General features: G+C 65.6%; 19 protein-coding genes. 12 read left to right on the top strand and 7 right to left on the bottom strand.

Translation table 11 applies throughout. From position 1 onward, the window contains the following. Nucleotides 1-134: 134 nt before the first annotated feature. Complete coding sequence (locus tag RZV17_RS19755) at nt 135-764, bottom strand: thymidine kinase (RefSeq protein WP_166744485.1); 630 nt, start codon at nt 762-764, stop codon at nt 135-137. Nucleotides 765-975: 211 nt separating this feature from the next. On the opposite strand from RZV17_RS19755, the gene rep reads away from it, so the two are divergent. Then, nucleotides 976-2,952: a DNA helicase Rep gene (gene rep, locus RZV17_RS19750; RefSeq protein WP_104581689.1), complete on the top strand. Its 1,977-nt coding sequence runs from the start codon at nt 976-978 to the stop codon at nt 2,950-2,952. 87 nt (nt 2,953-3,039) lie between these two features. Further along, entirely contained in the window at nt 3,040-3,591 is a 552-nt protein-coding gene (locus tag RZV17_RS19745) for a GNAT family N-acetyltransferase (RefSeq protein WP_123137726.1), read from the top strand. Between the two features lie 248 nt (nt 3,592-3,839). Here the strand turns inward: RZV17_RS19745 and RZV17_RS19740 are convergent, their stop codons facing one another. Then, a complete protein-coding gene (locus RZV17_RS19740) occupies nt 3,840-4,508 on the bottom strand; it encodes a YceH family protein (RefSeq protein ID WP_179456984.1) in 669 nt (222 codons plus the stop codon). Nucleotides 4,509-4,828: 320 nt separating this feature from the next. On the opposite strand from RZV17_RS19740, the gene RZV17_RS19735 reads away from it, so the two are divergent. Next, entirely contained in the window at nt 4,829-5,788 is a 960-nt protein-coding gene (locus RZV17_RS19735; protein WP_338121489.1) for a 5'-nucleotidase, lipoprotein e(P4) family, read from the top strand. Next, nucleotides 5,785-6,516 (top strand): orotidine-5'-phosphate decarboxylase, encoded by a 732-nt coding sequence (pyrF, locus tag RZV17_RS19730; protein WP_123137723.1) that lies wholly within the window; start codon nt 5,785-5,787, stop codon nt 6,514-6,516. Before RZV17_RS19735 ends, pyrF begins: the two co-directional genes overlap by 4 nt. A 296-nt stretch (nt 6,517-6,812) precedes the next feature. On the opposite strand, the gene RZV17_RS19725 is transcribed toward pyrF, so the two are convergent. The 4 genes from RZV17_RS19725 to RZV17_RS19710 form a co-directional block, all read right to left on the bottom strand. Beyond that, the gene (locus tag RZV17_RS19725; RefSeq protein ID WP_355605947.1) at nt 6,813-8,333 is read right to left on the bottom strand and encodes a tryptophan halogenase family protein; all 1,521 of its coding nucleotides are present in this window, start codon (nt 8,331-8,333) and stop codon (nt 6,813-6,815) included. Nucleotides 8,334-8,438: 105 nt separating this feature from the next. Beyond that, the gene (locus tag RZV17_RS19720) at nt 8,439-11,474 is read right to left on the bottom strand and encodes a TonB-dependent receptor domain-containing protein (protein ID WP_355605944.1); all 3,036 of its coding nucleotides are present in this window, start codon (nt 11,472-11,474) and stop codon (nt 8,439-8,441) included. Nucleotides 11,475-11,798: 324 nt separating this feature from the next. Beyond that, nucleotides 11,799-14,837, bottom strand: a complete 3,039-nt coding sequence (locus RZV17_RS19715; protein WP_355605941.1) for a TonB-dependent receptor domain-containing protein — start codon at nt 14,835-14,837, stop codon at nt 11,799-11,801. Between the two features lie 164 nt (nt 14,838-15,001). Beyond that, nucleotides 15,002-16,054, bottom strand: coding sequence for a LacI family DNA-binding transcriptional regulator (locus RZV17_RS19710; protein ID WP_166744495.1), 1,053 nt, complete (start codon nt 16,052-16,054; stop codon nt 15,002-15,004). Nucleotides 16,055-16,460: 406 nt separating this feature from the next. On the opposite strand from RZV17_RS19710, the gene RZV17_RS19705 reads away from it, so the two are divergent. The 3 genes from RZV17_RS19705 to RZV17_RS19695 all read left to right on the top strand — a co-directional run bounded on the left by RZV17_RS19705 (nt 16,461) and on the right by RZV17_RS19695 (nt 21,422). Next, the gene (locus RZV17_RS19705) at nt 16,461-17,447 is read left to right on the top strand and encodes a hypothetical protein (RefSeq protein ID WP_355605938.1); all 987 of its coding nucleotides are present in this window, start codon (nt 16,461-16,463) and stop codon (nt 17,445-17,447) included. Continuing rightward, on the top strand, nt 17,447-20,110 hold the full coding sequence (gene plsB / locus RZV17_RS19700; RefSeq protein ID WP_355605935.1) for a glycerol-3-phosphate 1-O-acyltransferase PlsB: 2,664 nt from the start codon (nt 17,447-17,449) through the stop codon (nt 20,108-20,110). Before RZV17_RS19705 ends, plsB begins: the two co-directional genes overlap by 1 nt. Nucleotides 20,111-20,441: 331 nt before the next feature. Beyond that, nucleotides 20,442-21,422: a zinc-binding dehydrogenase gene (locus tag RZV17_RS19695; RefSeq protein ID WP_355605932.1), complete on the top strand. Its 981-nt coding sequence runs from the start codon at nt 20,442-20,444 to the stop codon at nt 21,420-21,422. A 453-nt stretch (nt 21,423-21,875) separates the two neighbouring features. On the opposite strand, the gene RZV17_RS19690 is transcribed toward RZV17_RS19695, so the two are convergent. Beyond that, nucleotides 21,876-22,079: a YdcH family protein gene (locus tag RZV17_RS19690; protein ID WP_039408929.1), complete on the bottom strand. Its 204-nt coding sequence runs from the start codon at nt 22,077-22,079 to the stop codon at nt 21,876-21,878. A 153-nt stretch (nt 22,080-22,232) separates the two neighbouring features. Here RZV17_RS19690 and RZV17_RS19685 point away from each other — a divergent pair, with 153 nt between their 5' ends. The 5 genes from RZV17_RS19685 to RZV17_RS19665 all read left to right on the top strand — a co-directional run bounded on the left by RZV17_RS19685 (nt 22,233) and on the right by RZV17_RS19665 (nt 24,665). Next, on the top strand, nt 22,233-22,805 hold the full coding sequence (locus RZV17_RS19685) for a hypothetical protein (protein ID WP_355605929.1): 573 nt from the start codon (nt 22,233-22,235) through the stop codon (nt 22,803-22,805). Between the two features lie 103 nt (nt 22,806-22,908). Beyond that, nucleotides 22,909-23,193, top strand: a complete 285-nt coding sequence (locus tag RZV17_RS19680; protein ID WP_355605926.1) for a DUF5076 domain-containing protein — start codon at nt 22,909-22,911, stop codon at nt 23,191-23,193. Nucleotides 23,194-23,401: 208 nt separating this feature from the next. Then, nucleotides 23,402-23,743, top strand: coding sequence for a ribonuclease E inhibitor RraB (locus RZV17_RS19675; protein WP_047694057.1), 342 nt, complete (start codon nt 23,402-23,404; stop codon nt 23,741-23,743). Nucleotides 23,744-23,887: 144 nt separating this feature from the next. Continuing rightward, the gene (locus RZV17_RS19670; RefSeq protein WP_355605922.1) at nt 23,888-24,211 is read left to right on the top strand and encodes a YbjQ family protein; all 324 of its coding nucleotides are present in this window, start codon (nt 23,888-23,890) and stop codon (nt 24,209-24,211) included. Between the two features lie 88 nt (nt 24,212-24,299). Continuing rightward, nucleotides 24,300-24,665, top strand: a complete 366-nt coding sequence (locus RZV17_RS19665; protein WP_104581703.1) for a hypothetical protein — start codon at nt 24,300-24,302, stop codon at nt 24,663-24,665. Nucleotides 24,666-24,677 lie beyond the last annotated feature (12 nt).

Below are 24,677 nucleotides of genomic sequence, written 5' to 3'. Positions count from 1 at the left end.
AAGCGGCTGTGCCGCGCTGGTTGCGTGGGCGGCACAGTGAGGGCGTTGCATGCGCTGGAATCGATCGCTGTTGCCACTCCGGCGTCGATCCTGCGAAGGAGGGCCGAAGCGTCGAGGTCAGCCCTCGCCTACGTCTACGCAGACGGCAGCGGCAGGGCGATCTGCAGCGGGTCGATGCGGCCTTCGCCGCGCATGATCTTCTTGAACTCGGCGCGGCTGACCGACACATAGCGCTCGTTGCCGCCGATCTCCACCTGCGGGCCATCCTGCACGGCATGCCCTTGCGCATCCACGCGCACGGTCATGGTGGCCTTGCTGCCGCTATGGCAGATGGTCTTGATCTCTTCCAGTTCGTCGGCCCAGGCCAGCAGGAACTGGCTGCCTTCGAACAGCTCGCCGCGAAAGTCGGTGCGCAGGCCGTAGCACAGCACCGGGATGCGCAGGCGGTCGACCACTTCGCTCAGCTGCCAGACCTGTGCCCGGCTGAGAAACTGCGCCTCATCGACCAGCACGCAATGCAGCGCGCCCTGGCTGGCGATATCGCGTTCCACCAGTTGCTGCAGTTCGGTATCGCGATCGAACGGGTGCCCGTCCGCGCGCAGGCCGATCCGCGAGGCGACCACGCCGCTGCCGGCGCGGTGGTCGAGCTTGGGAGTGAGGATCAGCGTGCGCATGCCGCGCTCGCGGTAGTTGTGCGCCGACTGCAGCAAGGTGGTGGTCTTGCCGGCATTCATCGCCGAATAGTAGAAGTAGAGCTTGGCCATCGGTCGATTTTACCGGGCCGGGCGGCTGATTGCGGGGTGCGTGCTGCCAGATGGCCATGCCGGGGCTGAGCGCTGCCCAGCTTCAACGCCGTGCTGCGCGGCCTGCATCGCTGGCCCAGCGCGAACACGCGCCTGCCTGACCAGATGAACCCGTCGCGCCGGCCAGCGGCAGGCCGCCCCGGTACAATGGCGCGCTCTGTCGGAAGCTCCTATGCACGGTCTCAATCCCCCGCAAAGCGCTGCAGTGCTGCACTGCGAAGGTCCCTTGTTGGTGCTGGCCGGTGCCGGCAGCGGCAAGACGCGCGTGATCGTGGAGAAGATCGCCCACCTGATCGCCACCGGCCGCTATCCGGCCAAGCGTATCGCGGCGATCACCTTCACCAACAAGTCGGCCAAGGAAATGCGCGAGCGTGTGGCCAAGCGCATCCGCGGCGATGGCGCCGATGGGCTGACCATCTGTACCTTCCATGCGCTGGGGCTGAAGTTCCTGCAGATCGAGCATGCGGCGGCCGGGTTGAAGCGCGGCTTTTCGATCTTCGATTCGGACGATGCCGCCGCCCAGATCAAGGACCTGATGCATGGCGCCAAGCCCGATGCGATCGAAGATGCCAAGAACCTGATCTCGCGCGCCAAGAATGCCGGGCTGTCGCCGGAACAGGCGATGGCAGCGGCGCGCAGCAACCGCGAGAAAGAAGCGGCCAGCTTGTATGAGCGCTACCAGGCGCGGTTGACCACCTTCAATGCGGTGGATTTCGATGACCTGATCCGCCTGCCGGTGCAGATCCTGGAAGCCAACGAAGAGATCGTGCTGGGCTGGCGCGAGCGCATCGGCTACCTGCTGGTGGACGAGTGCCAGGACACCAACGATGCACAGTACCGGCTGCTCAAGATGCTGGCCGGGCCGCGCGGCAACTTCACCTGCGTAGGCGACGACGACCAGAGCATCTACGCCTGGCGCGGCGCCAACCCGGAAAACCTGCAGCAGATGGCCCGCGACTATCCGGCGCTGGAAATCATCAAGCTGGAGCAGAACTACCGTTGCTCCAACCGCGTGCTGCGCGCGGCCAATGCGTTGATCGCGCATAACCCGCACGAGCACTTGAAGACATTGTGGAGCGACCAGGCCGACGGCGAGCGCATCCGCGTGTGGGAGTGCCGCGACAGCGAGCACGAAGCGGAAAAGGTCGCGGCCGAGATTTCGTTCCTGGGCACGGCCAAGCAGGTGCCGTGGAGCGATTTCTGCATACTGTTCCGTGGCAATTTCCAATCGCGGCCGCTGGAAAAAGCCTTGCAGCTGCTGCGCGTGCCGTACCACCTGACGGGTGGGACCGCATTTCTGGAGCGACAGGAGGTCAAGGACCTGCTGTCTTGGCTGCGCCTGATCGTCAACCCCGACGATGACGCGGCGTTTTTGCGTGCGGTGCAATCGCCCAAGCGCGAGGTCGGTGCCACCTCGCTGGCGCGCCTGGCGGAACTGGCCAGCGGCAAGTCGGTGCCGATGTCGCGCGCGGCCGAGTCGATGGGCGCGTTGCAGCATCTGCCGCCGCGTGCGGCCAACGGCCTGAGTGCGTTTACCGACATCCTGCGTGAGATGCGCGAGCATTCGACCAGGCTGCCAGCGGGGGAACTGGTACGCATGCTGGCCGACAAGTCTGGCCTGCTCAACGATCTGCGCAACCAGTCCAAGGACGAGACCGGCTTCCAGCGGCGCAAGCGCAATCTGGACGAGCTGGCCGAGTGGTTCGAAGGTGGTCCGCGCGGTGCGAGTGCCAGCGATCTGGCCGCGCAGCTGGCGCTGCTGTCGCGCAACGACAAGGACGATGGCGGCAACCAGGTACGCATGATGACCATGCATGCGTCCAAGGGGCTGGAGTTCCGCTACGTGTTCATCGTTGGCTGCGAGGACGGTGTGCTGCCGCACGAAGTGAGCCTGGAAGAAGGCAATCTGCAGGAAGAACGCCGCTTGCTGTATGTGGGTATCACCCGCGCCAAGGAACAGTTGTGGATGAGCCACAGCAAATTGACGCGCAAGTTCGGCGAGCATGTGCGGCTCAAGCCGAGCCGCTTCTTCGACGAGATTCCGGCCGAGGAATTGCAGCGCGACGGTGCCGACCCGGTGGCCGATGCCGAGCGCAAGAAGGAGCGCGCCAGCGCGGGGTTGGCCGCGATCCAGGCCTTGTTCGACTGACGCATGGTGCGCGGTTGCACCGCAACCCGCAGCACGCAGTGCATCGCTTGCCAGTGACGCGGCCGCACGGCAGTCTGGTTTCCCCCGATGCCGGAGTGCGCCGTGACCGTCGTGATCGAAACCCCGCGTCTGCGCTTGCGTCTGCTCGATCCCGAGCGCGACGCCGATGCGATGTTGGCGCTGGTCAACGACCCCGGATTTATCGCCGGCATCAACGACCGTGGTATCCGCACCCGCGAGCAGGCGCGAGCGCATCTGTGCGAATGGGCGCAGGCGCACCACGCGCGGTATGGGTTCGCGCACTGGGCAGTGGAAACGCGTGAGGATGCCGCGTTTATCGGTACGTTGGGGCTGTTGTGCCGCGATCCTTTGCCGGTGCCGCATCTCGGTTTTGCGCTGTTGCCCGCGCACCGCGGCAAGGGCTATGTGACCGAGGCCGGGCGGGCGGTGCTCGAGCATGCGCGCGACGTGTTGGGACTGATGGAGCTGTGCGCAATCGTGTCGCCGGACAACGCCGCGTCGATCCGCGCGCTGGAGGCATTGGGCTTGCAACGCGAGGGCCTGCGGGTATTGAGTCCCGACACCCCTGCAGTGCTGTATTACGCAATCGATCTTGCGCCTGCCGGTAGGTCCGGCTAAGCGCCCAGGCGATATCGGCTCATTCGCTCATGCAAGCGTGATGGCGCCTGATAGACGACTTCATGCGGTCTAATGCATGAGCAGCCGATCTCGGTTCGGCTGCGGGGCCCTTGCCCGCCCACCCTCGCAGGACACGCTGCAAGTCCGCCCTTGTAGCCGTTCTTGGCCTCAACCCCAAGGCGAGAGGCGGCAGCGCTGCAGACCGGCCACAGCGCTGATGTCGCAGCTGTCGGCTGCCGACCGTCGGATCAGGCGCTGGCCGCGTCCAGCCGCGCCTGCACTGCGGCCAGCGCCTCCTGCAGCTCGGCGACCGTGGTTTCCAGGGTCTGCACGCGCGCGTCCAGTTCGCTGGTGTCGCTGCCGCTGCGTGTGCTCGGTGCGGCACGCGCAGCGGCGGCCTGCAAGGCGTCGATATCCAGCTCGCCGCTGAGCAGATGCGCGTAGCGGTCTTCGCGCTGGCCGCTGGCGCGTGGCAGTTGTGCCGCCAGGCCGCGCTGGATCAAGCGGTCCAGGTGATGGCGCACGTCGTCGGCATCGTTGAAACGCGCCAGCCGCTCGCTGCGCGCAAACAGCTCGCCAAGCGTCTGTGGGCCGCGCAACAGCAGCAGGCCGATCAGGGCCACCTGTTGGCGGGTGAGGTCCAGCACATTGCCCAGGCGGTGTTCGTAGCGCTCGGCGCGCGAAGAGAACTGCTGGCGCACCAGACCCAGGGTTTCCAGCTGGCGCAGCGCGTGGTGCACCACCCCGGTCTGCAGGTTCAATACCGGCTCGCGCGCGGTCTTCTGGTTGGCGGCGACCTGGGCGGCGTTGACGGTGAGCGGATACGCATCCGGGGTGGTCGCTTCCTTTTCGATCAGACAGCCGAGCACGCGGGCCTGGGCGGTGTCGAGAACGGGCGGGGACGAGAGTTCGGTCATCGGTGACTCCGGGGCAATCAGCGCACAAGGATATGCCGATCTGCTGCCAGCGTTCTTTCGATGCAGCGAACACGCGCGGCGGCGGCAGCTAACTCCGGATGGCGCCGGTCTGCGTCGTGCGGCGAAACACGCCTGCGCCTGCAGGAACAGGCGCACGCCCGCATCCGCATGCGCATCGTGCCGAAACCCCGTCCGGCCAGGCTGCCTTACAAGCCGCGTCGCACGGGTGGCGCGCACGGCTCGCCTCCTGGCAGCGGCAACCGCGAGCGGACTGGCGCGAACCCGCTAAAATTGCGCTCTTCATTGCCGTTCCTGTTCTGGTGGATGCCATGCGCCCCTCGCTTTACGCACCGTTGTCCCTGCTCGCCTGCACCGCGCTGGCCCTGAGCGCCTGCAAGCCCGGCGACACGCAACCGGCCCAGCCTGCGCAGGCTGCCGCTGCAACCGCCCATGCCGATGCCAGCGCCGCGGTCACCAAGGCCGCAACGTCGGCGACCACCGCGCCGGCCGGCGACGACAACCTCAACGCGGTGCTGTGGATGCAGCGCTCGGAGGAATACCGCGCCGTGGCCGAGCAGACCTATCGCGCCGCCGCCGACAAGCTCGACACCGCGCTCAAACAGCCCAACTGGGATGCGCTGGTCCCGGAAGAGCGCGCCAACGCTGCCACCGGCCTGAAGCCGGCGGTGGTGCTGGATGTGGACGAGACCGTGCTGGATAACTCGCCCTACCAGGCACGCCTGCTGCGCGACGGCAAGGAATACGACGAGCTCAGTTGGGACCAGTGGGTGGCCGAGAAGAAGGCCACCGCGATCCCGGGGGTGGTGGATTTCGCCAAGGCCGCCAACGCCCGCGGCGTCACCCTGATCTACATTTCCAACCGCGCCGTGCACCTGAAGGACGCCACGCTGGCCAATTTGCGCAGCGTGGGGTTGCCGGTGGCCGACGACAGCGTGTTCCTGGGCCTGGGCACGGTGGTGCCCGGGTGCGAGCAGAACGGCAGCGAGAAGAATTGCCGCCGCCAGCTGGCCGGGCAGACGTACCGCGTGCTGATGCAGTTCGGTGACCAGCTGGGCGACTTCGTGCAGGTCAGCGCCAACACCGGGCAGGCGCGTGGCGCGCTGCTGCAGCAGTACCACGACTGGTTCGGCGAGCGCTGGTGGATGCTGCCCAACCCCAGCTACGGCGGCTGGGAGCCGGCGCAGTTCAACAACGATTATGCGCAACCCTGGAAAGCACGCCACGACGCCAAGCGCGCCGCATTGGAGATCGCCCGATGAACCGTCCCCCGTTAGCCCTGGCCGCGCACGAGCGGCTGATCTTTGCGCTGGACGTCCCCGGCCATGACGAGGCGATCGCCTGGGTGGACCGCCTGGGCGAGTCGGTGTCTTTCTACAAGATCGGCATGGAGCTGCTGGCGTCGGGCGAGTACTTCCATGTGCTCGATGCGCTGGCCAAGCGCAACAAGCGGGTGTTCGTGGACCTGAAGTTCTTCGACATCCCCGCCACCGTGGCCGGCACCATCCGCCGCCTGTCGCAGTGGCCGGTGAGCTATTGCACCGTGCACGGCTGGCATGCCGGCATGCTGCAAGCCGCCGCCGAAGCCAACCAGGGCGACATGCGCCTGCTGGCGGTGACCGTGCTGACCTCGATGGGCCGCCCGGACCTGGCGGCGATGGGCATCGACCGCGAACCGGTGGAGGTGGTGGTGGAGCGCGCGCTGGCCGCCCAGGCTGCCGGTATCGATGGCGTCATTGCCTCCGGCCAGGAAGCCGGCCCGATCCGGCGTGCCACCGGCCCGGCATTCTCGATCGTCTGCCCCGGCATCCGCCCCGGCGGCCCGGTTGGCGATGACCAGCAACGTACCGTGGGCGTGGCCGAGGCCTTCACCGACGGCGCCGACGCGATCGTCGTCGGTCGGCCGATCCGCCTGGCGGTCGATCCGGCCGCCGCGGCGGCTGCGATGCAGGCCGAGATCCGTGCGGCGGTGGTGCAGCACAAGGACTGATCGCCCAGCTGTTGCTGGCGTCTAGCCAATAGAATCAAAGAGTTAAGCCATGAAAATTAAAGCATTGCTTTAATGTGAAAGTCTCGTTAACATGCCGGCGTCCGATGTCAGTCGGAAGCTGTGCCACTCATTGTCCACCGGGCTTGTCCCGGTTTTCGAAGGGATCAGGCCTTGTGCCCGATCCTTTTTTTTTTGCCCGCTGGATTGACCGGCAGGCGCAGCGCCGCCTCTGCCTGGTGGTCTCCCGCCTGCCCGCCGCAGGAGTGCCTGCCTCGCCACCATCGCCTGGCCTCCGCTCAGCGTGTCGCGGGCGCCTTGCAGAAGCGGTCGATGAATTGCTGGTGGGTAGGCATCACGTCCACGCAGTGCGCGATGGTCTGCGCCACACTGGCCAGGAAGCCTTCGGCGTCGCGGTCGGGCACCTGGTCCGCCAGTGGGTGATAGCCGGTCGGCACGATGCCTTGGCCGACCATTACCTGCACCCAGCTGATCTCGGCAAACATCTCCTCGGCATTGCGATAGAACCGCCCGCTGTCGCGGAACAGCTCCAGCGTGGCCTGAAGCTCTGGGGTGATCGGCATCTGGCGGCAATGCCGCCAGAACGCGCTGTCGTCGCGCTCGGTGGCGTGGTAGTGCAGCAGCAGGAAATCGCGGATGCGGTCGAACTCGAATGCCAGCCGGTCGTTGTAGCGCTGCACCAGCACCGGGCTGATGCCCTCGCGCGGAAACAGCTCCAGCAACTTGGAAATGCCGGACTGGATGAGATGGATGCTGGTCGATTCCAGCGGCTCCAGAAAACCGCTGGCCAGGCCCAGCGCGACCACGTTGCGGTTCCAGCACTGCTTGCGCCGGCCGGTGGTAAAGCGCAGCGGGCGGGGGTCGGCCAGCGGCTTGCCATCCAGATTGGCCAGCAAGGTGGCGGCGGCTTCGTCGTCGCTGATGTGTGCGCTGCAATACACATAGCCGTTGCCGGTGCGGTGCTGCAGCGGAATGCGCCATTGCCAACCGGCCGCGCGCGCGGTGCAGCGCGTGTACGGTGTGGGCGGGCCGACCTTTTCGCAGGGCACCGCGAGCGCGCGATCGCAGGGCAGCCAGTGGGTGAAGTCGTGGTAGCCGGTGTGCAGCGCGTCTTCGATCAACAGCCCGCGAAAGCCCGAGCAATCGATAAACAGGTCGCCGGCGATTACCTGGCCCGACGCCAGGTGCAGCGCCACCACGTTGCCCGATTCCGGATGCAGCTGCACCTGCTCCACCATGCCTTCGATACGCGTGACGCCACGTGCCTCGGCAAACCCGCGCAGGAAGCGCGCGTACAGCGCGGCATCGAAGTGATACGCGTAGGCGATATTGGCCAGCGGCGAGGTGGCCGGCACATCGCCGGGCGAGGTCATGAACTTGCCGCGCACCGCGGCCACGGTGTTGAGCGTATAGGCGCCCAGCGGCTGCGCCTTGCCGCGCGCGTGCTGCTTGATCCAGTACTGGTGGAACGGCAGCAGCCCGAGCGGGTGCCCGATCTGGGTGCCGAACCCATGCATGTATGAAGTGCCGGGGCGTTGCCAGTCGACAAACTCGATGCCGAGCTTGAAGCTGCCCTGGGTCTGCCGCACGAACTCGGCCTCGTCGATGCCGAGCAGATTGTTGAAGGCCTTGATATGCGGCACGGTGGCTTCGCCTACACCGACGGTGCCGAGCTGTTCGGATTCGATCAGCTGCACGTTGAAGGTGGGGCCAAGCACGCGCGCGAAGGCGGCAGCGGCCATCCAGCCGGCGGTGCCGCCGCCGACGATGACGATGTTGCGGAGTGGAGCGGGAATCATGTCTGCACGTTCCTGATCATTAGGGACGGACACACGAACGGGGCCAGTTGGCCCCGTCGCGAAGGACCACACGCGCAGCCGCACGCGTGTGGCGATGACGATCACTCAGAACTTGGCGCCGAGTTCCAGCACCACGCTACGCGGCACGTAGTTGATTTCGCCGCTGGTATTGATCGCGATGTCCGGATCGAACTGCCCATTGCTGCCGAAGCCGTTATAGGCGTACGCACTGTAGTTCTTGAAGTTGAACGCGTTGAGCAGGTTCACGCGTGCCGACATCTTGAAGTCGCCAACCACGGTGAACTCCTTGGTGGCCTGGAAGTCCACCGTGCGGTAGCCCCAGATATCGCCGCCCACCAGGAACTTGCCGCTGCCCGGCGGCGTGACACCCACTTGCTGGCAGGTCGCCCCATCGGGATCGGTAAAGCCGAAGCAGGCAATCGTGTTGATCGGCTCGGGCGTTGCCAGCACCAACTTGGCGCCCAATGTCACCCCCCACGGGATATCGATCGAGCCGGAGGCCACGAAGCGATGCGCGGCCACCGCGTCGGACTTCACAAACGGATAGCCACGGATGGTCGCCTTGTCGAAGCCGTATGGCTCATCGATGTTGCGGTTCTGGCGCGCGCTGGTGTGGGTGTAGGACAAGGTCAGGCCCCAACCGGATTCTTTGGTGTAGGGCTTGTCGGCCGACAGCAGGACCTGGCTGTTGCGCTGTTCCAGACCATTGGTGCCCAGGATGGTGTTCTGGTAGCCCGGCACCGGTTCGCCCCACGGCACATTACCGTTCTGGAAGTACGAACCATCTGGATAACGGTTGATCAAGCCCATCGCAAAGCCGTCGTAGCTCAGGATGCGCTGGAAGGTGACATCGGTCAGCCACTCGCCCACCTGGTTGGTGATACCGATGCTGTACTGGTCGCTGTAGGGCGTCTTGAGCTTGTTGTTGAACATGAACAGCTCGGCGCTGCCGCTGACACCGGGAATGGTATTGAGCTGATCGATGCCGTTGAGATAGCGTGGATCGAACGCAACGCAGGTGCGGTCGGCGCGATAGCATTGTTGGGTCGCGGGATTTTCGAAATACACCGCCACCGGCGACAACGCCGCCTTGCTGGTTTCCAGCGCCAACTGCTCGAACAGGTTGCGGTCGTACGAACGCGCCGCACCACCGTGCAGGATGGCGGCTTCGTCACCGAAGAAGTCATACGAGAAGCCGAAGCGCGGCGCCCAGGCGTCCTTGAAGTTCTTGCGGTTGTTGCCGGTGCTGATGTAATCGGCCACGTTGATGCCGCTGGGCAGCAGGCGGTTGGCCCACGGCTGGCCGGGGTTTTCCGCATCGTTTGCGTACAACGCGTCCACGAAGGGCTGCGAGGTGACGAAGTCGGTGTAGGCCGGTGTGTCTTCGTAGTCGTAGCGCACGCCGATGTTGATCATCAGCTTGTCGGTGGCGGCCCAATCGTCCTGCAGGTAGATGCCGTACTGCTTGGACGGCGACACCACCGTCGCGCGCTGGCCGGGCGTGGTGTAGGGCGCCACGAAGTCGACGCGATATGGCGTAGCCTCCACGCTGCCACCGTTGACCCGATAGCTGAATTGCGGATTCACCGCCGCCGCATCCTGCGAGGTCAGCTCGACGTCCTTGTAGTTCACGCCCATCTTGATGGTGTGTTCGCCATGCCACTGGAAGCTGGTGAAGGTCAGATCGTTCTGGATGAACCAGCCCTTCTGGCTCTTGCGCTGCGCATTGAGACCGCCCGCCGAGCCGGTGGTCAGGAAGGTACGCTCATCGATATCGGCCGAGCCGGCGCGTGGCTGGAAATACTTGTAGACGATGCCGTTGCCAAGCGTACGCGGGGTCGGGTTGTTCTCCGAGTTCTCGGTGCCGACGATGACCTCGTTGAACCAATTGTCGGCGCTGTGCTGCCAACGCAGGTTGGTGCGCTTGTCCTTGTTGATCTTGTCGGTGGCCTGCGCCAGCGTGTTGGTGCCGCCGACATTCGCGGTCTGGGTTTCGTCGCGATAAATCGTGCTCAGCTCGATGCGATCGCGGTCGGTGGGCTCGAAATCGATCTTGCCGAAGAACAGGTCTTCTTCGAACGGCATGTTGGCCGGGCCGTACTGGCTGGCCAGGTTGGACGGCAACTGGTTGACGAAGGCGGCTGCCTCGGCGCTCGGCTGCACGCTCTTGGGCGCCACGTTTTCCTTGCCTTCGTAGGCGACAAAGAAATGCATGCGGTCCTGGATGATCGGCCCGCCCAACGCGAAGCCGTATTCCTTGGTCTGCGAATCGATCTTGCCGTTTTCTTCTTCGTCGGGCCGCTTGTCGCGTAGATCCTGATCGGTGTAGCGGTAGAACACCTCGCCGTGCAACTCGTTGGTGCCGGACTTGGTGGCCGCAGTGATCGCCGCGCCACTGATCTGGCCGTACTCGGCCTTGTAGTTGGAGGTGATCACCTTGTACTCGCCGATGGCGAGCTGCGGGAACGGATTGCCCTGAGTGTCGCTCTGGCCGGCAACGCCGCCGCTGCGCACGTAGCTCTTCTGGCCCACGCCATCGATGTACAGATTGCCGGCGCTGGCGTTGGATGCGCCGCCGCGTAGCTTGGTGTTGCCGTTGCCATCGACCTGAAACACCATGCCCGGCACGGTGTCGGCAAACTCCAGGAAGTTGCGCGTGGCCTGCGGCAACTGCTGGATCTGCCGCGCGGAAATGGTGTTACCTACCTCGGATGTTTTGACATCGCGAATCATCGGCGCGCTGACCGTCACCGTGTCCAGCGTGGTCGCATTGCCGGCCGGTGCTGCCGCTGGCTCATTGCCAAGATCCACCGTGGCACTGGAGGCCACCGACAAGGTCACCGTGCGGCTGATGCCGTTGGATTCGACCTTGTAGGTGCCCGGCTGCAGCCCGACGATGGTGTAGTTGCCGTTCGCATTGACCGGTGCGCGTCGCACCGAGCCGGTGGCGACATTGGTGACGACCACTTCGCTGCCGCTCTGCGCGGAGGCGACCTGGCCGCGCAAGGTGGCGTTGCTGGACTGGGCCATGGCCGGGGTGGTGGCGAACAACGAGGCGGCCAGGGCGCAGCACAACAGGCTGCGCGCCGGCAGGGTGGAGACGGTACGGTGGGTCTTCATGACTTTCCCCCTCCCAGGGGTAAAGCGCGACGCAGTGGAGTGACTGGCGCGTTGGGTTGGTGCTTTTGGGGTGAAACACGGAACGGCAGGTAACAACAGCCGCAAGGGCTGCAAGAACGACAAAGGTCTGCGGTGACGGGCGGCTGCTCCTTCAGGCACGGGTCGAGACGGGTGAACACTGGCTGCGCGTGGCCGATGCAGCGCATCGGCGTTCAACGGGCAATGCACACGCTGGCGATGCGCCGGCGTGCGTCCATGTGCGCTGCAGCACGGGCGATCGCCGGTTGCTGGCAGCGCAGGCCGAGCTGGCGTTTTCTTATCGAATTACCAGATGATGCGCGCGCTCAGGAACAGCGTGCGCGGCGGCGTGGACAGCGCGCCGTACTGGTTGATGCTGGCGCGCGGATTGAACACCCCGCCGTTGCCCCAGTCGATGGCGTACTGATCGTAGTTGCGGAAGTTGAGCGCATTGATCAGATCGCCGCGCACCTGCACGGTGAGCGCATCGGTGACATGCATGTCCTTGGACAGCGACAGATCCAGCTGGCGCGTGCCGAAGATGTCGCCACCGGCCAGGAACTTGCCGCCCGGCGCATCCACCGAGACGATGCGGATATTGTCCGACGGCGGGCCACCGTATTGATCGAAGGAGACCGCTTCGTTACGCGGCGGCACCGTGGCCAGGGTCAGCTTGGCCGAGGCGCTGATGCCCCAGAACAGGTCGTAGATGCCGGTGACCACCAGGCGATGGCGCGGCACCGAGTTCAGATCCAGGAACGGATAGCTGGCGATGGTGGCCGCATCGAATCCGTACTGCTCGTCATTGCCGCGATTGCCGCGTGCGCGCGAGAACGTGTACGCCGCGGTCAGGCCCCAGCCGCTTTCCTTGGTGTAGGCCTTGTCGGTGGACAGCAACAGCTGTGTGGTCTTGGTCTCCACACCATTGTTGCCGATGATCAGGTTGCCGAACCCCGCCGGTGACTGGGTCCACGGCTGTCCGCCATTCTGGAAGAAATCGCCATTGGGATAGCGGTTGCCCAGGGTCAGGATCAAACCGTCCTTGCTGTGGATATACGACACCGTGCCCGAGTTGCTCCACTCGCCCACGCGCGTGCGCAGGCCGATGGAATACTGGTCCGAATACGGCGTCTTCAGATCGTTGTTGAGCAGATCGATCTCGCCATTGCGCACGCGCGCATTGACCAGGCCGCCCAGGCTGTCCGGGTTGCTGACGAAGGCCGGGTTGAAGTTGGTGCAGGTGCCCGGCGCCGGCGTGCAGTTGGAGGATTCGACAAAGCGGATGGTGTACTGCGACAGCGCCGACTTGACCTGTTCCAGGCCCATGATGTCGAACAGGTTGCGGTCGTAGCTGCGCCCGGCACCGCCGAACAGCACCAGCGATTCGTCGCCGCGGAAGTCATAGGAGAACCCCAGACGCGGTGCGAAGTTGTTGTTGTCCTGTTTGCGATTGCGGCCGTTGCTGATGTAGTCGTTGATATCGACCCCGCCCTTGGCCAGCTGCTCGGCATAGGTGGCGCTGACCGCCGGGTCGGTGCCGGGGCCGTTCAAGGCGGCGATCACTTCCGGCGGGGTCACGTTGTCCAGGTAAGACGGAATCTTTTCGCCATCCCAGCGCACGCCCAGATTCAACTGCAGCTTGTCGTTGACGTCCCAATCGTCCTGGATGTACAGGCCCAGCTGCTTGCTGGTGGTGGTCACCGACGGCGCGGCGCCGGCAAACGGCAGATTGAAGCGGACCTGGTACGGAATGGGCGCGGTCCCCACGCCATCGTTCACCGCGTAGTAGAACGACGGATTGGCCGCAGAGTTCTCGCTCTGGGTCAGCTCCACTTCCTTGTACTTCACGCCCATCTTGATGACGTGGTTGCCATGCCACTCGATGTTGTTGAAGGTCAGGTCGTTCTGGAAGCTGGGGCCCTTCTGCCCCTTGCGCTGGATCGCCAGGCCACTGGTGGCGTCGTCGTTGAGCAGCACGTCGTCTTCGGCGATGCCGCGGGTGTACACGGTCTGGCTGCCGATGGTGTAGGCGGTGGGGTTGAACAGCACGTCTTCGTACGACAGCCGTGCCTCGTTGATGTAGCGCTCGCCGAAGTGCTGCCAACGCAGGTCGTAGCGCTCTTCGGAATTGAGGTTGATCTTGGCGGCGATGGCGGTGTTCTGGTCGCCCACGCTGTCGCGGCTTTCTTCGTCGCGGACCTTGGCGGTGAGCTCCAGGCGGTCGTTGTCGCCGATGTCCCAATCGATCTTGCCGAAGTACAGGTCTTCCTTGAACGGACGGGTGACCGAGCCCAGGCGGCTCTGCACGCCGGCCGGCAGATCGTCGCTCAGTGCGCTGAAACGGTCCGGCACCGCGACCGGGTTGGCCGACACCTCAAAGCCCTTGCCTTCGTAGCTGACGAAGAAGTGCGCCTTGTCCTTGACGATCGGCCCGCTGAACGCCGCACCGTATTCGTCCTGGTGCGTCTGGCGCTTGTTGCCATCGGCATTGGGCGCGCCGGCGCGTTCGTCGGCCTGGCGCGCGCGGAAATCGGTGTTGGTGGTACGCCCGAAGATCTCGCCATGGAATTCGTTGCCACCGGACTTGGTGGACGCCACGATCGCCGCCGACCCCACCTGGTCGAACTCGGCCTTGTAGTTGGAGGTGATGACCTTGTACTCGCCGATCGCCAGCTGCGGGAACGGGTTGCCCGCGCTCTGTTGCTGGCCGGATACGCCACCGAACAGATAGCTCTTCTGGCCCACGCCGTCGATGTACACATTGACCGCCGAACTGGCCTGCGCGCCGCCGCGCACCCGGCTGTTGCCGTTGGAGTCGGTCTCGAACTGCATGCCCGGGACGGTGTCGGCAAACTCCAGGAAGTTGCGCGTCAGCTGCGGCACCGTGTTGATCTGCTTGAGCGAGATGGTGGTGCCGACTTCGGAGGTCTTGACCTCCTGCAACGTGGTGGCGGTGACCTTGACCGTGTCCAGGGTGGTGGCCGTGCCATCGGCGGCCGGTGCGGCCGCCTCACCGCCGCTACCCAGGTTCAGGCTGACCGACGAGGCCACCGACAGGGTCACCGTCTGCTCTGTGCCGGGACCGGCATCGACCTTGTAGGTGCCCGGCGGCAGGCCGACCAACGCATAGCTACCGTCCGCGCCGGTGGTCACCCGTCGCACCGCGCCGCTGGTGACATTGGTGGCGGTCACAGTGGTGCCGGCCTGCGACGCGGCCACCTGCCCGCGCAACGTGGCATTGCTGGACTGGGCCATGGCCGGAGCGGCGGCCAGCAACGAAGCGGCCAGGGCGCAGCACAGCAGGCTGCGCGCCGGCAGGGTGGAAACGGTGCGGTAGGTCTTCATGACGTCCCCCTCCCAGGGGTCAGGCGCGTACCGGCGGAGATGGTCGGCGTGGCGCGGATGGTGCGTTGTTTCAACGACAGCAGAACAGCGGCAGGCAACGGGCAGGCGTTATAAAAAGCATAAGAAAGCGCAAAGATTTCGTGAAGATGCGATGGAGTGCCGGATCAGCCGCCGGGCGAGCCGCGCGCGGCGCTGGACGCGCGCACGATCAGCTCCGGCACCATTTCCGAAAACGCCGGCGGTGCGGCGTCGGCAGGCGGCGCGGGCGCATCCACCAACTGCTGGCCCAGCAGCAGGCGCAAGGCACGCGCACCCAGGCCGGCGATATCCACCCGCATGGTGGTCAGCGCCGGCAACACGTAGCGCGCCATCGGCACATCGTCGAACCCGGCCAGCGCGATGTCCTGCGGCACCTTCAGCCCGGCATGGCCCAGCGCGAACAGGCAGCCCAGCGCCATCATGTCGTTGGCGGCAAACACCGCGTCGGGGCGCGTGTCCTGCGCCAGTGCCTGGCCGGCGCGGTAGCCGGACTCCTCATCGAAGTTGCCCGGCAACACCCACGGCTGCGCGTCCGCATCCAGCGCCAGCTCGTCGCGGTAGCCGCGCAGACGCTCGTGCGCATCGAAGTTGTCGGCCGGCCCGGCGATGAAGGCGATGCGGCGGTGGCCGCTGTCACGCAGATGCCGCGTCATCACCCGCGCACCGCCGTAGTTGTCCACATTGAGCACCGGCCGCTGGCTGGCGCTGCCGGCGCAGTTGAGCAGCACCGCCGGCAGCCCGCCGGGCAGCGCGTCCTCGTGCACGCCGGTGTCGCCCAGCGAGGGCGACATCACCACCACTCCGTCCACGCGCCCGGGCAGGCGCTCCAGCGCCCGTCGCTGCGCCTGCGGGTCGCCGTGCGAGCTGGACACCAGCAGGTGATACCCCTGGTCGCGCGCCACCTGGTCGATGCCGCGGATCAATTCGGAAAAGAATTCGCCGTGCAGATCCGGCAGCACCACCCCGATGGTGTGGGTGCGCCGGCTGCTGAGGCTGCGCGCAGCGTGGTGCGGGATGTAATTGAGCGCACGCGCCACCTGCAGCACGCGCTCGCGCACCGACTCGGCCACGTGCTGATGGCCGTTCATGGTGCGCGACACCGTGGCCACCGACACCTGCGCCTGGCGCGCGACATCCTTGATGGTGACGCTGCCGCCTTCCGAACGTGGCCGACTCATGGCGCTTTCTCCAAAACAAGGCAGTGGCGACCACGCGCCCGGGCAGGGCGCACGGCCTGCGGGCGCAGAACGTTCGTGTCGCACAGGCACATGAAGGTCATCGGCCCCATCCGATGGCGACCTCGAAGCGAGATGGCGCGCACGCTAGCAGGATCTGCAAGCGCTTACATGATGCGATGCAGCATCGGGCCAAACATCGCTGGGACAAGGGCTGCGACCTGGTGAGTGGACAAATTTGTCCGGCGAGACAACGCGCGTCAACGGCAGACACCGACTGACAACGCCTGGGTAGCGACGAAAACGTAACATCTTTGGCCCATACCATGGCGCACGGTGTGAAGCGCGCCTTGCCGCCGGTGCATTCAGACAGCAAGATGCGCCGATCGATCAGGGGAACAGCGTGCGCATGTCGCCATCTACCGTCCGCGCCGGCCGGTTCCAGTTCATTGCGTGGGGGCTGCTGGCGGCGCTGTGCGTGGGCGGCTGCCAGCGCACCGACACCGCCGCGCCGTTGCCCGGCGCCAAGGCCGAGCCGGCCGCCGCGATGCAGTCGATGACCCTTCCGCTGCGGCGTAACGACCTGGTTGCCTATGCGCGCATCCGGGTTACCCCCGCGCAGTACACGCAACTGGAAGCAGCCTGGCGCAGCGGGGCCAGCCGGTGGCCGTTGACCGAGTTGCCGCTGCCCAACGAGGTGGGCGCCTTGCTGGGGTCGCTGTCGGTCCCGGACGCCGAGCGCCGCCTGCAGCAGGCCTTCGATGCGCAGCTGGCCGGGCAGTCGCGGGGCATTGCCCAGGCCGCGCAATCGCTGGGCCAGTTCGGCGTGCAGTACCTGCGCAGTCGCAACGACTACCAGCCCGAGCAGCGGGCCCACTATGTGCAGCTGGTCGATGCGCTCAGCGCCTGGGCCGCCACCGCGCCGCTGGCCGACCGCCCGCGTGCCAAGGCCAGCATCGCCGATCTGGTGACCGCCGCGCGTGCCACCGGCATTACCTCCGACGCCGACCTGCAGCAGCTGGGCATGGAAGAAAGCCTGCGCCGGCTCGGGCCGTTTTGGGAAACCTGCAAGAAGGTGCTGGAGCGTTACGGCCTGTCGATCGACAGCAGCCTGGACGCACTGCGCACCGGCTTGATCAAGCAGGACGCCGATACCGCCCAGGTCCGGCTGCGCTATCCGTTGGCTGCCCACGACATCGATCTGAGCGTTGCGCTGATCAAGCACGATGGCCATTGGTACCAGCAGCAGACCCAGGACGAGGTGCAGGCCGTACTCAGTGCCGCGCCGGCACCGGCACCGGCAACGGCCTTGCCGGGCGCCGCGCCGGCGTCCGATACCCCGGCGGTCCCGCCCGCCACGCCCGCCGACACCGGGCAACGCCCGGCTGGGCGATAATGCCCGTGATGCCAGAACAGAATCCCCTGCCGTTTCCTGACGGCCAGCCCGCTCCCTCCAACGCTGCCGCCGACCCCGCTGCCCAGGCGGCGTTACCGGTTGCCGCGCCGCTGCCTGCGGAGGTCGCGCCGGCGATCGCGCCCGGCGTTGCCGCTGCCCGTAGCGCCAAGCGCCCGTGGTGGGCGCGCTTGCTCGGCCGGCTGGCCGACCCCTGGCTGAGCCTGACCATCGAGCCGGATCAACCCGGCCGCTACGACGATGGCCGCCCGGTGGTGTACGTGCTGGAAGACTACGGCCTGTCCAACGCGCTGATCCTGGACAAGGCCTGCCGCGAAGTCGGCCTGCCGTCGCCACTGTTGCCGCTGCCGGGCGACCCGCTGGAGCGCAAGCGCGCCTACCTGGCGTTGTCGCGTCGCAGCAGCAGTAATTCGCTGATCCCCGAACAGCGCGGCGGCAAGACCCATTCCGACTCGCTGGCCAAGTTGCTGCAGGCGCACCGCGTGCGCGCCGACCTGGACGTGCATCTGGTGCCGGTGTCGATCTTCGTCGGCCGCGCGCCGGACAAGCAGAGCGGCTGGTTCGCGGTGCTGTTCTCGGAAAACTGGGCGCTGGTCGGCCGCTTCCGCCGCCTGCTGTCGGTGCTGCTCAACGGCCGTACCACCATCGTGCGCTTCGCCCCGCCGATCTCGCTGCGCCAGACCATGGCGGAAGGGCTGCCGCCCGAGCGCACCTTGCGCAAGCTGCAGCGCGTATTGCGCACGCACTTCCGGCGCATCCGCGAGGCGGTGATCGGGCCGGACCTGTCCACCCGCCGCCTGCTGGTGGACCAGGTGCTGGCCGCCGATTCGGTGCGCGAGGCCATCGCCACCCAGGCCAAGCGCGACAACTCCAAGCCGGTCGATGCCTGGCGCAAGGCGCATGCCTATGCGTGGGAAATCGCCGCCGACTATTCCAGCCCGGTGGTGCGTTCGGCCAGCTTCCTGCTCACCCACGTATGGAACCGCATCTACGCCGGCGTGCTGGTGCATCACCTGGACAAGCTCAAGCAGGCCGCGCCCGGGCACGAAGTGGTCTACGTGCCCAGCCACCGCAGCCACATGGACTACCTGCTGCTGAGCTACCTGCTGTACGAACGCGGCATCGTGCCGCCGCACATCGTGGCCGGCATCAACCTCAACCTGCCGGTGGTCGGCACGCTGCTGCGCAAGGGCGGTGCGTTCTTCATCCGCCGCTCGATCAAGGGCAACGCGCTGTATTCGGCAGTGCTCAGCGAATACGTCGCGCAGCTGGTGGCCGGCGGCTATTCCATCGAATACTTCGTCGAAGGCGGGCGTTCGCGCACCGGGCGGTTGCTGCAGCCCAAGGGCGGCATGATCGCGATGACGCTGCGCGCGTATCTGCGCCAGCCGCGCAAGCCGGTGCTGTTCCAGCCGGTGTACATCGGCTACGAAAAGTTGATGGAAGGCAACAGCTACCTGGACGAACTCACCGGCCGGCCCAAGGAAAAGGAATCCATCTGGGGCCTGCTGTGGTCCATCCCCAAGGTGCTCAAGCAGAACTACGGCCAGGTAGTGGTGAACTTCGGCGAGCCGATCGCGCTCAACGACGTGCTGGCCAAGCACGCGCCCGATTGGGACGGCCAGCCGCTGCCGGAAGACGAAAAACCCACCTGGCTGGCACCGGCGGTGGACACGCTGTCCACCCAGATCCAGACCCGCATCAACTGCGCCGCCGACGTCAACCCGATCAACCTGCTGGCGCTGGCGCTGCTGTCCACGCCCAAGCACGCGATGGGCGAGGCCGACCTGATCGCCCAGATCGAGTTGTGCAAGAAGCTGCTGGCCGAAATGCCGTACTCGGACCGCGTTACCGTCACCCCGCACACCCCGGCGCGCATCATCACCCACGCCGAAGAGATCAACGTGCTCACGCGCGTGTCGCATCCGCTGGGCGATGTGCTGAGCGTCAGCGGCGACACCGCGGTGTTGCTGAGCTACTTCCGCAACAACGTGCTGCACCTGTTTACCGCCTCCTCGTGGGTGGCGTGCTGCTTCCAGAACAACCGCCGCATGAGCCGCGCCGGGCTGTTGCGGCTGGGTCGCACGGTGTACCCGTTCCTGCAGGCGGAGCTGTTCCTGCCGTGGAGCGAAGACCGCTTTGCCGAGCGCATCGAACAGACCATCGACATGTTCGTGCGCGAAGGCCTGCTGCTCAATGTCACCGACGACGACGGCGGCATCCTGGCGCGCAACACCGGGCAGACCGATGAAGTGTTCCGCCTGCGTGCGATCGGTCATTCGCTGCAACAGGCCTTCGAGCGCTATTACATCGCCATCTCGGTGCTGGTGAAGAACGGCCCCGGCGTGCTCGGTGCCGGTGAACTGGAAAGCCTGTGCCAACAGGCCGCACAGCGCCTGAGCCTGTTGTACGCACCGGCCGCGCCGGAATTCTTCGACAAGACGCTGTTCCGCAGCTTCATCCAGAAACTGCGTGAGCTGCGTCTGGTGTGGCCGGACGAGAACAGCAAGCTGGTGTTCGACGAGCGCCTGGATGCCTGGGCCAAGGACGCCAAGTTCATCCTGGGCCGCGAGCTGCGCCACACCATCGAGCGGGTGAGCCCCGAAGCGGTCAAGCCGGATGTGGTGCTGCCACCGGCTGAGTAACACGGCGTTGCAGCGGGGCGGCGGCAGGGCAGCAGGGCAGCAGGGCAGCAGGGCAGCAGGGCAGCAAAGCGGCGCTGCCCGACGCCGACGACGCTCCCTTCTCACTCCGGGAGAAGGCGCCCGAAGGGCGGATGAGGGCCGGTCAGCAAGCAAATGACCCAGCTCCGCCCTCAACCAGATTCACCGCCGGCGCGCTGCACAAGTCTCATCAACTTCACACAACGGTTCTGTCCGCTTCATCCCTCTCTTGCAGCCGTGCCGCTAGCATCGCGCTACCTTTCATAGTGATCGGGCGCGTTGCACTGATGGGCGTGCCCGGCAGGAGACTTTCATGCGCGCAGCCATCCACACCCAGTTCGGCGACCCGGCCGAGGTGCTTGAACTCGCAGAACGCCCCACACCGCAGCCTGGCAAGGGCCAGGTCCGTATCGCCATGCGGCGTTCGCCAATCCACAATCACGACCTGTGGACGGTGCGCGGCAACTACGGCTACAAGCCCGAACTCCCGGCGATCGGCGGCAGCGAAGCGGCCGGCGTGATCGACGCACTCGGCGAAGGCGTTGAAGGCCTGCAGGTTGGCCAGCGCGTGGTCGCGGCCGGCGTGCACGAAAGCTGGGCGGAGTTCTTTCTCGCCGATGCAAGCGGCGTTGTCCCGCTGCCCGACGCACTAGACGACGATCGCGGCTGCCAGCTGATCGCCATGCCGCTGAGCGCGTTGATGTTGATCGAGTTTTTGCAGGTCGAAAAAGGCGACTGGATCGTGCAGAACACCGCCAACGGCGCGGTCGGCAAGACGGTCGCCATGCTCGCTGCGGCGCGCGGCATCAACGTGATCAATCTGGTGCGTCGCGACGCCGGCGTGGATGAACTGAAGGCGCTGGGCATCGGGAACGCGGTGTCGACTGCGCAGGACGGTTGGCAAGACACCGTTCGCGCGCTGGCCGGCGACGCGCCCATCGTGCGCGCCATCGACTCGGTCGCCGGCAAGGCGGCAGGCGAGCTGATGGGCCTGCTGGCCGAAGGCGGCGAGCTGATTTCCTTCGGCTCGATGACCGGCGAACCGCTGCAGATTTCCAGCGGCGATGTCATCTTCAAGCAGGCGACGGTCCGCGGCTTCTGGGGCAGCAAGGTCATGCAGGCCACCAAACCCGAGGACAAGCGCCGCATGATCGGCGAACTGCTCAAGGCCGCTGTCGACGGTACGCTGGCACTGCCGGTGGAGGCCGTGTTCGACCTGGCCGATGCCGCCAAGGCAGCCGCCGCCAGCGCCGAGCCGGGACGCGGCGGCAAGATCCTGTTGCGCGCCGGCTGAGCACCCGCACACGGTAGTCCAATGGTCCTCCCTTCTCCCGCTTGCGGGGGAAGGTGCCCGAAGGGCGGATGGGGGAAAGCGGCGTCGCCCAACAGACGCACGTCGTGTATCGCCAGGCGCCAACCAAGGCGGCGGCAAGATCCTGTTGCGCGCCGGCTGCGCACCCGCACACGGTAGTCCAATAGTCCTCCCTTCTCCCGCCTGCGGGGGAAGGTGCCCGAAGGGCGGAAGGGGGAAACGCAGCGTCGCTCAAACAAACGCACGTCGTGCATCGCCAGGCGCCAACCAGCCCGCCACAGCCGCAAGGCAGCGCCCCCATTGGGTCCATGCCGTTACCCTGCCGACGGCGCACGCCTGCATACCGCAGTTCAGTCGGGCATCCCCGCACGGGGTCAGGCGGTCACTCCGCCAAGCGCACGCATGCAAGCAACCAGACCCAAGCGCAAGGCGGCCTTATGCCGGCTCGTCGGGCACCAGCTCCATTTCCAGCCGGATGATGCAGTCCTTGATCTGCAGCTTGCGCTTCTTCAACCGCTTCATCTGCAGCTCGTCTTCCAGATTTGCAGGCATGCGCTGGATCTCCTCGTCCAACGCGCGGTGGGCGCGTCGCAACTCGGCGATCTGCTCGACGATCTCGGCGGGTAAGAGGGTGTCCACGCCCCGAGCATACACAACCTGCGGCGACGCGCGTCACCCGTGCTTGCCAAGCGGCCGCAGGCTGCGACAATGCCCGCGCGCCCCCGGGGAAACGGCGGCGCACCTCATTCCATCATGCCGCGCGGCTACGGCCGTCGAGAAAGGAGTCTTACGATGCGTCTGCATTCGTCCCTGCTGGCCCTGGGCCTGCTCACCGCCGCCAACCTGGCCAGCGCCGCCGAAGTCGCCAAGTACGACGGCTTTTTGTGCTGCAACCTGCGCACCGACGGTAGCTGGATCAGCGACAGCAACTACGCCGAAGACGGCAAGCGCGTGCTCCCGGTGGGCACCCCGGTCAGCGTCACCGGCTTTGGCCGCAACCGCGTCAACCTCAAGATCGCCGGCGAAAAGCAGTCCATCGGCAACGACTACAGCCGCGACCTGGACAACACCGCTTTCGCCGCCCGCTATGTCGTCACCGCCGACCCCAAGCTCAAGCTCGCCACCTTCCCGCCCAAGATCCGCCAGGCCATCGTGGACGGCAAGCTCACCGGCGGCATGACCCGCGAGCAGGTGCTGATGGCGGTCGGCTACCCGATCAGCAGCGAGAACCCCAACCTGGAAGCCTCGCTGTGGCGCTACTGGCGCGACAGCTTCTCCGAGTACCAGGTGCAGTTCGGTCCCAGCGGCAAGCTGGTCAAGGTGACCGCCGATCCGCAGTTGATGAACCTGATCTGGGTACAGTGAGGCGCAACGAGCGCAAACGCCACCCGGCAGCGCCGTTGCTGCCGGCAGTGTCTCGACGCACGGTTCAACGCCTGGGAGAAGGCACGCCATGCACAAAGCAGAGTTGATCATCCCGCCTGATGCACTGGCCGACCCGGATGCGTTCGAGATCCTGCGGCTATGGGCCGCGCACGAGCAACTGCACGTCAGCATCGACAGCAGTCTGGGCGGCGGGGCAGAGGATTTTGGCGAACTGCTGGCCGACCTGTTTGAGCATGCCTCGCGTATGTTCGCCCAGCGCGACCGTATGCCGCTGGCCCAGTGCCGCACATTGATGCTGGACGATTTCCTGCGGCGCGTCGCCGATCCAACCGGTAGCCGGGAGGGAGCCATTCCCCCGGAGCATTAGCAGTGTCGTTGACGCCCGCGCGTTGCAGGGTGGGCGCCAGCCTCGCCACCGTCGGCCCTGCCCCAGCGTGTCGGTGATCCATCAGCTGCAAGCGCATCCTGGCGTCTCATCATGGGGCTTGCTGGTACGTGTCGCACCCCGTCTGCCGATGCGCGGCGCAGATGCCGACGTCATGGGTTGCCCTAGCCACCACCTTCAAGAGAGCGCCATGCAGAGAGATCCTGTTCTATATCCCAAAGACGACAACGGCGACACCCTGTGGCACATCGCCCAGCAGGGAGTGGACCTGACCAAACCCAGGGAGATCGATTTTTCGGTGGTCTTCCCCACCAAGGAATCGGCACTGGAGTTCTCGGTAGCCATGCTCCGCTGCGAGCAAAAGGTGTGCTGTCGTCATTACCCGGAAAACACCGCCTTCCCCATGGACGTCACCGTGTACCCGACCATGGTGCCGACGTACAAGGCCATCGTTGCGTTCGAAGAGGAGCTGGCGTCACAGGCCACGCCGTTGGGCGGCTATAACGATGGCTGGGGATTTTCGGAGCAGTAGAACGCAGCGGTTGCAGCTTCCCCACGCCTGCATGCCTCCGGCATAGACGGCAAGCGCGTTTTCATCCTGTCGAGAGAGGCGTTCGTGACAAATCCATACGATTCTTCGCCGGTCCATACATCGATCTCGTCGCTCAACGACACCATGGTGACCACCGCACTGGAACTGCCGGGTTACCGGATCGTGCGCAACCTGGGCTTGGTGCGCGGCATCACCGTGAGGTCGCGCTCCATCGTGGGCAATTTCTTCGGCAGTCTGCAGACACTGTTCGGCGGCAACATCACCATCTACACCGAACTGTGCGAGCAGGCGCGATCGGAAACGTATCGCGACATGGTGCAGCATGCCAGGCAGCTGGGCGCGAACGGCATCATCGCTGTTCGGTATGACGCGACCGAGTTAATGGCAGGGCTGACTGAAGTGCTTTGTTATGGCACCGCGGTTGTGGTGGAAGCACAAGACAACTGAAAACGCGCTACGTACATTGACCGGGAAAGAACAAGGTCAGATGCCGACTTCCTAATGGATGGACACGCTGACCGAATAAAGTTGCCTGATGGATATATTGGTTCCCTTTGCTTTTGTAGCCGCGCTCTTCGGCGTGCAATACTACTTTCAATCCCGACGCGACAAGCCGCCCAGCAAGGTCGAGCGATTATTCGCTGGCATCTGGCTTCTGATAAGGCGCGTGTCCTGCTTCGGCGTGGCGCTTTGCTTATGGGGCGGCGGCAGCATCTTGATCTATCGAATCGTCGTCGGGGCAGCTCCGCTTTCGTCGGTCTTGTGGTTAGGAGTTCTGGTGCCCATCGGCTATCTCTTCGTCCACTGGGGGATTTACGGACGAGGCTACCGAAAGTACGACATCCTTGACGATAAGCCAGTCCATGAAGAACGAAAGAAGAGATACGGATGGCGTTGGTAACGCCGGTGCGAT

It is taken from the genome of Xanthomonas cannabis (assembly GCF_040616535.1).
Lineage (GTDB): Bacteria > Pseudomonadota > Gammaproteobacteria > Xanthomonadales > Xanthomonadaceae > Xanthomonas > Xanthomonas cannabis.
This window is presented reverse-complemented; position numbering and strand designations above follow the sequence as displayed.

Coding starts and splice junctions, on each gene's coding strand:
- RZV17_RS19755 (WP_166744485.1), bottom strand. CDS start 764: ATGGCCAAGCTCTACTTCTACTATTCGGCGATGAATGCCGGCAAGACC.
- rep (WP_104581689.1), top strand. CDS start 976: ATGCACGGTCTCAATCCCCCGCAAAGCGCTGCAGTGCTGCACTGCGAA.
- RZV17_RS19745 (WP_123137726.1), top strand. CDS start 3,040: ATGCCGGAGTGCGCCGTGACCGTCGTGATCGAAACCCCGCGTCTGCGC.
- RZV17_RS19740 (WP_179456984.1), bottom strand. CDS start 4,508: ATGACCGAACTCTCGTCCCCGCCCGTTCTCGACACCGCCCAGGCCCGC.
- pyrF (WP_123137723.1), top strand. CDS start 5,785: ATGAACCGTCCCCCGTTAGCCCTGGCCGCGCACGAGCGGCTGATCTTT.
- RZV17_RS19725 (WP_355605947.1), bottom strand. CDS start 8,333: ATGATTCCCGCTCCACTCCGCAACATCGTCATCGTCGGCGGCGGCACC.
- RZV17_RS19720 (WP_355605944.1), bottom strand. CDS start 11,474: ATGAAGACCCACCGTACCGTCTCCACCCTGCCGGCGCGCAGCCTGTTG.
- RZV17_RS19715 (WP_355605941.1), bottom strand. CDS start 14,837: ATGAAGACCTACCGCACCGTTTCCACCCTGCCGGCGCGCAGCCTGCTG.
- RZV17_RS19710 (WP_166744495.1), bottom strand. CDS start 16,054: ATGAGTCGGCCACGTTCGGAAGGCGGCAGCGTCACCATCAAGGATGTC.
- RZV17_RS19705 (WP_355605938.1), top strand. CDS start 16,461: ATGTCGCCATCTACCGTCCGCGCCGGCCGGTTCCAGTTCATTGCGTGG.
- plsB (WP_355605935.1), top strand. CDS start 17,447: ATGCCCGTGATGCCAGAACAGAATCCCCTGCCGTTTCCTGACGGCCAG.
- RZV17_RS19695 (WP_355605932.1), top strand. CDS start 20,442: ATGCGCGCAGCCATCCACACCCAGTTCGGCGACCCGGCCGAGGTGCTT.
- RZV17_RS19685 (WP_355605929.1), top strand. CDS start 22,233: ATGCGTCTGCATTCGTCCCTGCTGGCCCTGGGCCTGCTCACCGCCGCC.
- RZV17_RS19675 (WP_047694057.1), top strand. CDS start 23,402: ATGCAGAGAGATCCTGTTCTATATCCCAAAGACGACAACGGCGACACC.
- RZV17_RS19670 (WP_355605922.1), top strand. CDS start 23,888: ATGGTGACCACCGCACTGGAACTGCCGGGTTACCGGATCGTGCGCAAC.
- RZV17_RS19665 (WP_104581703.1), top strand. CDS start 24,300: ATGGATATATTGGTTCCCTTTGCTTTTGTAGCCGCGCTCTTCGGCGTG.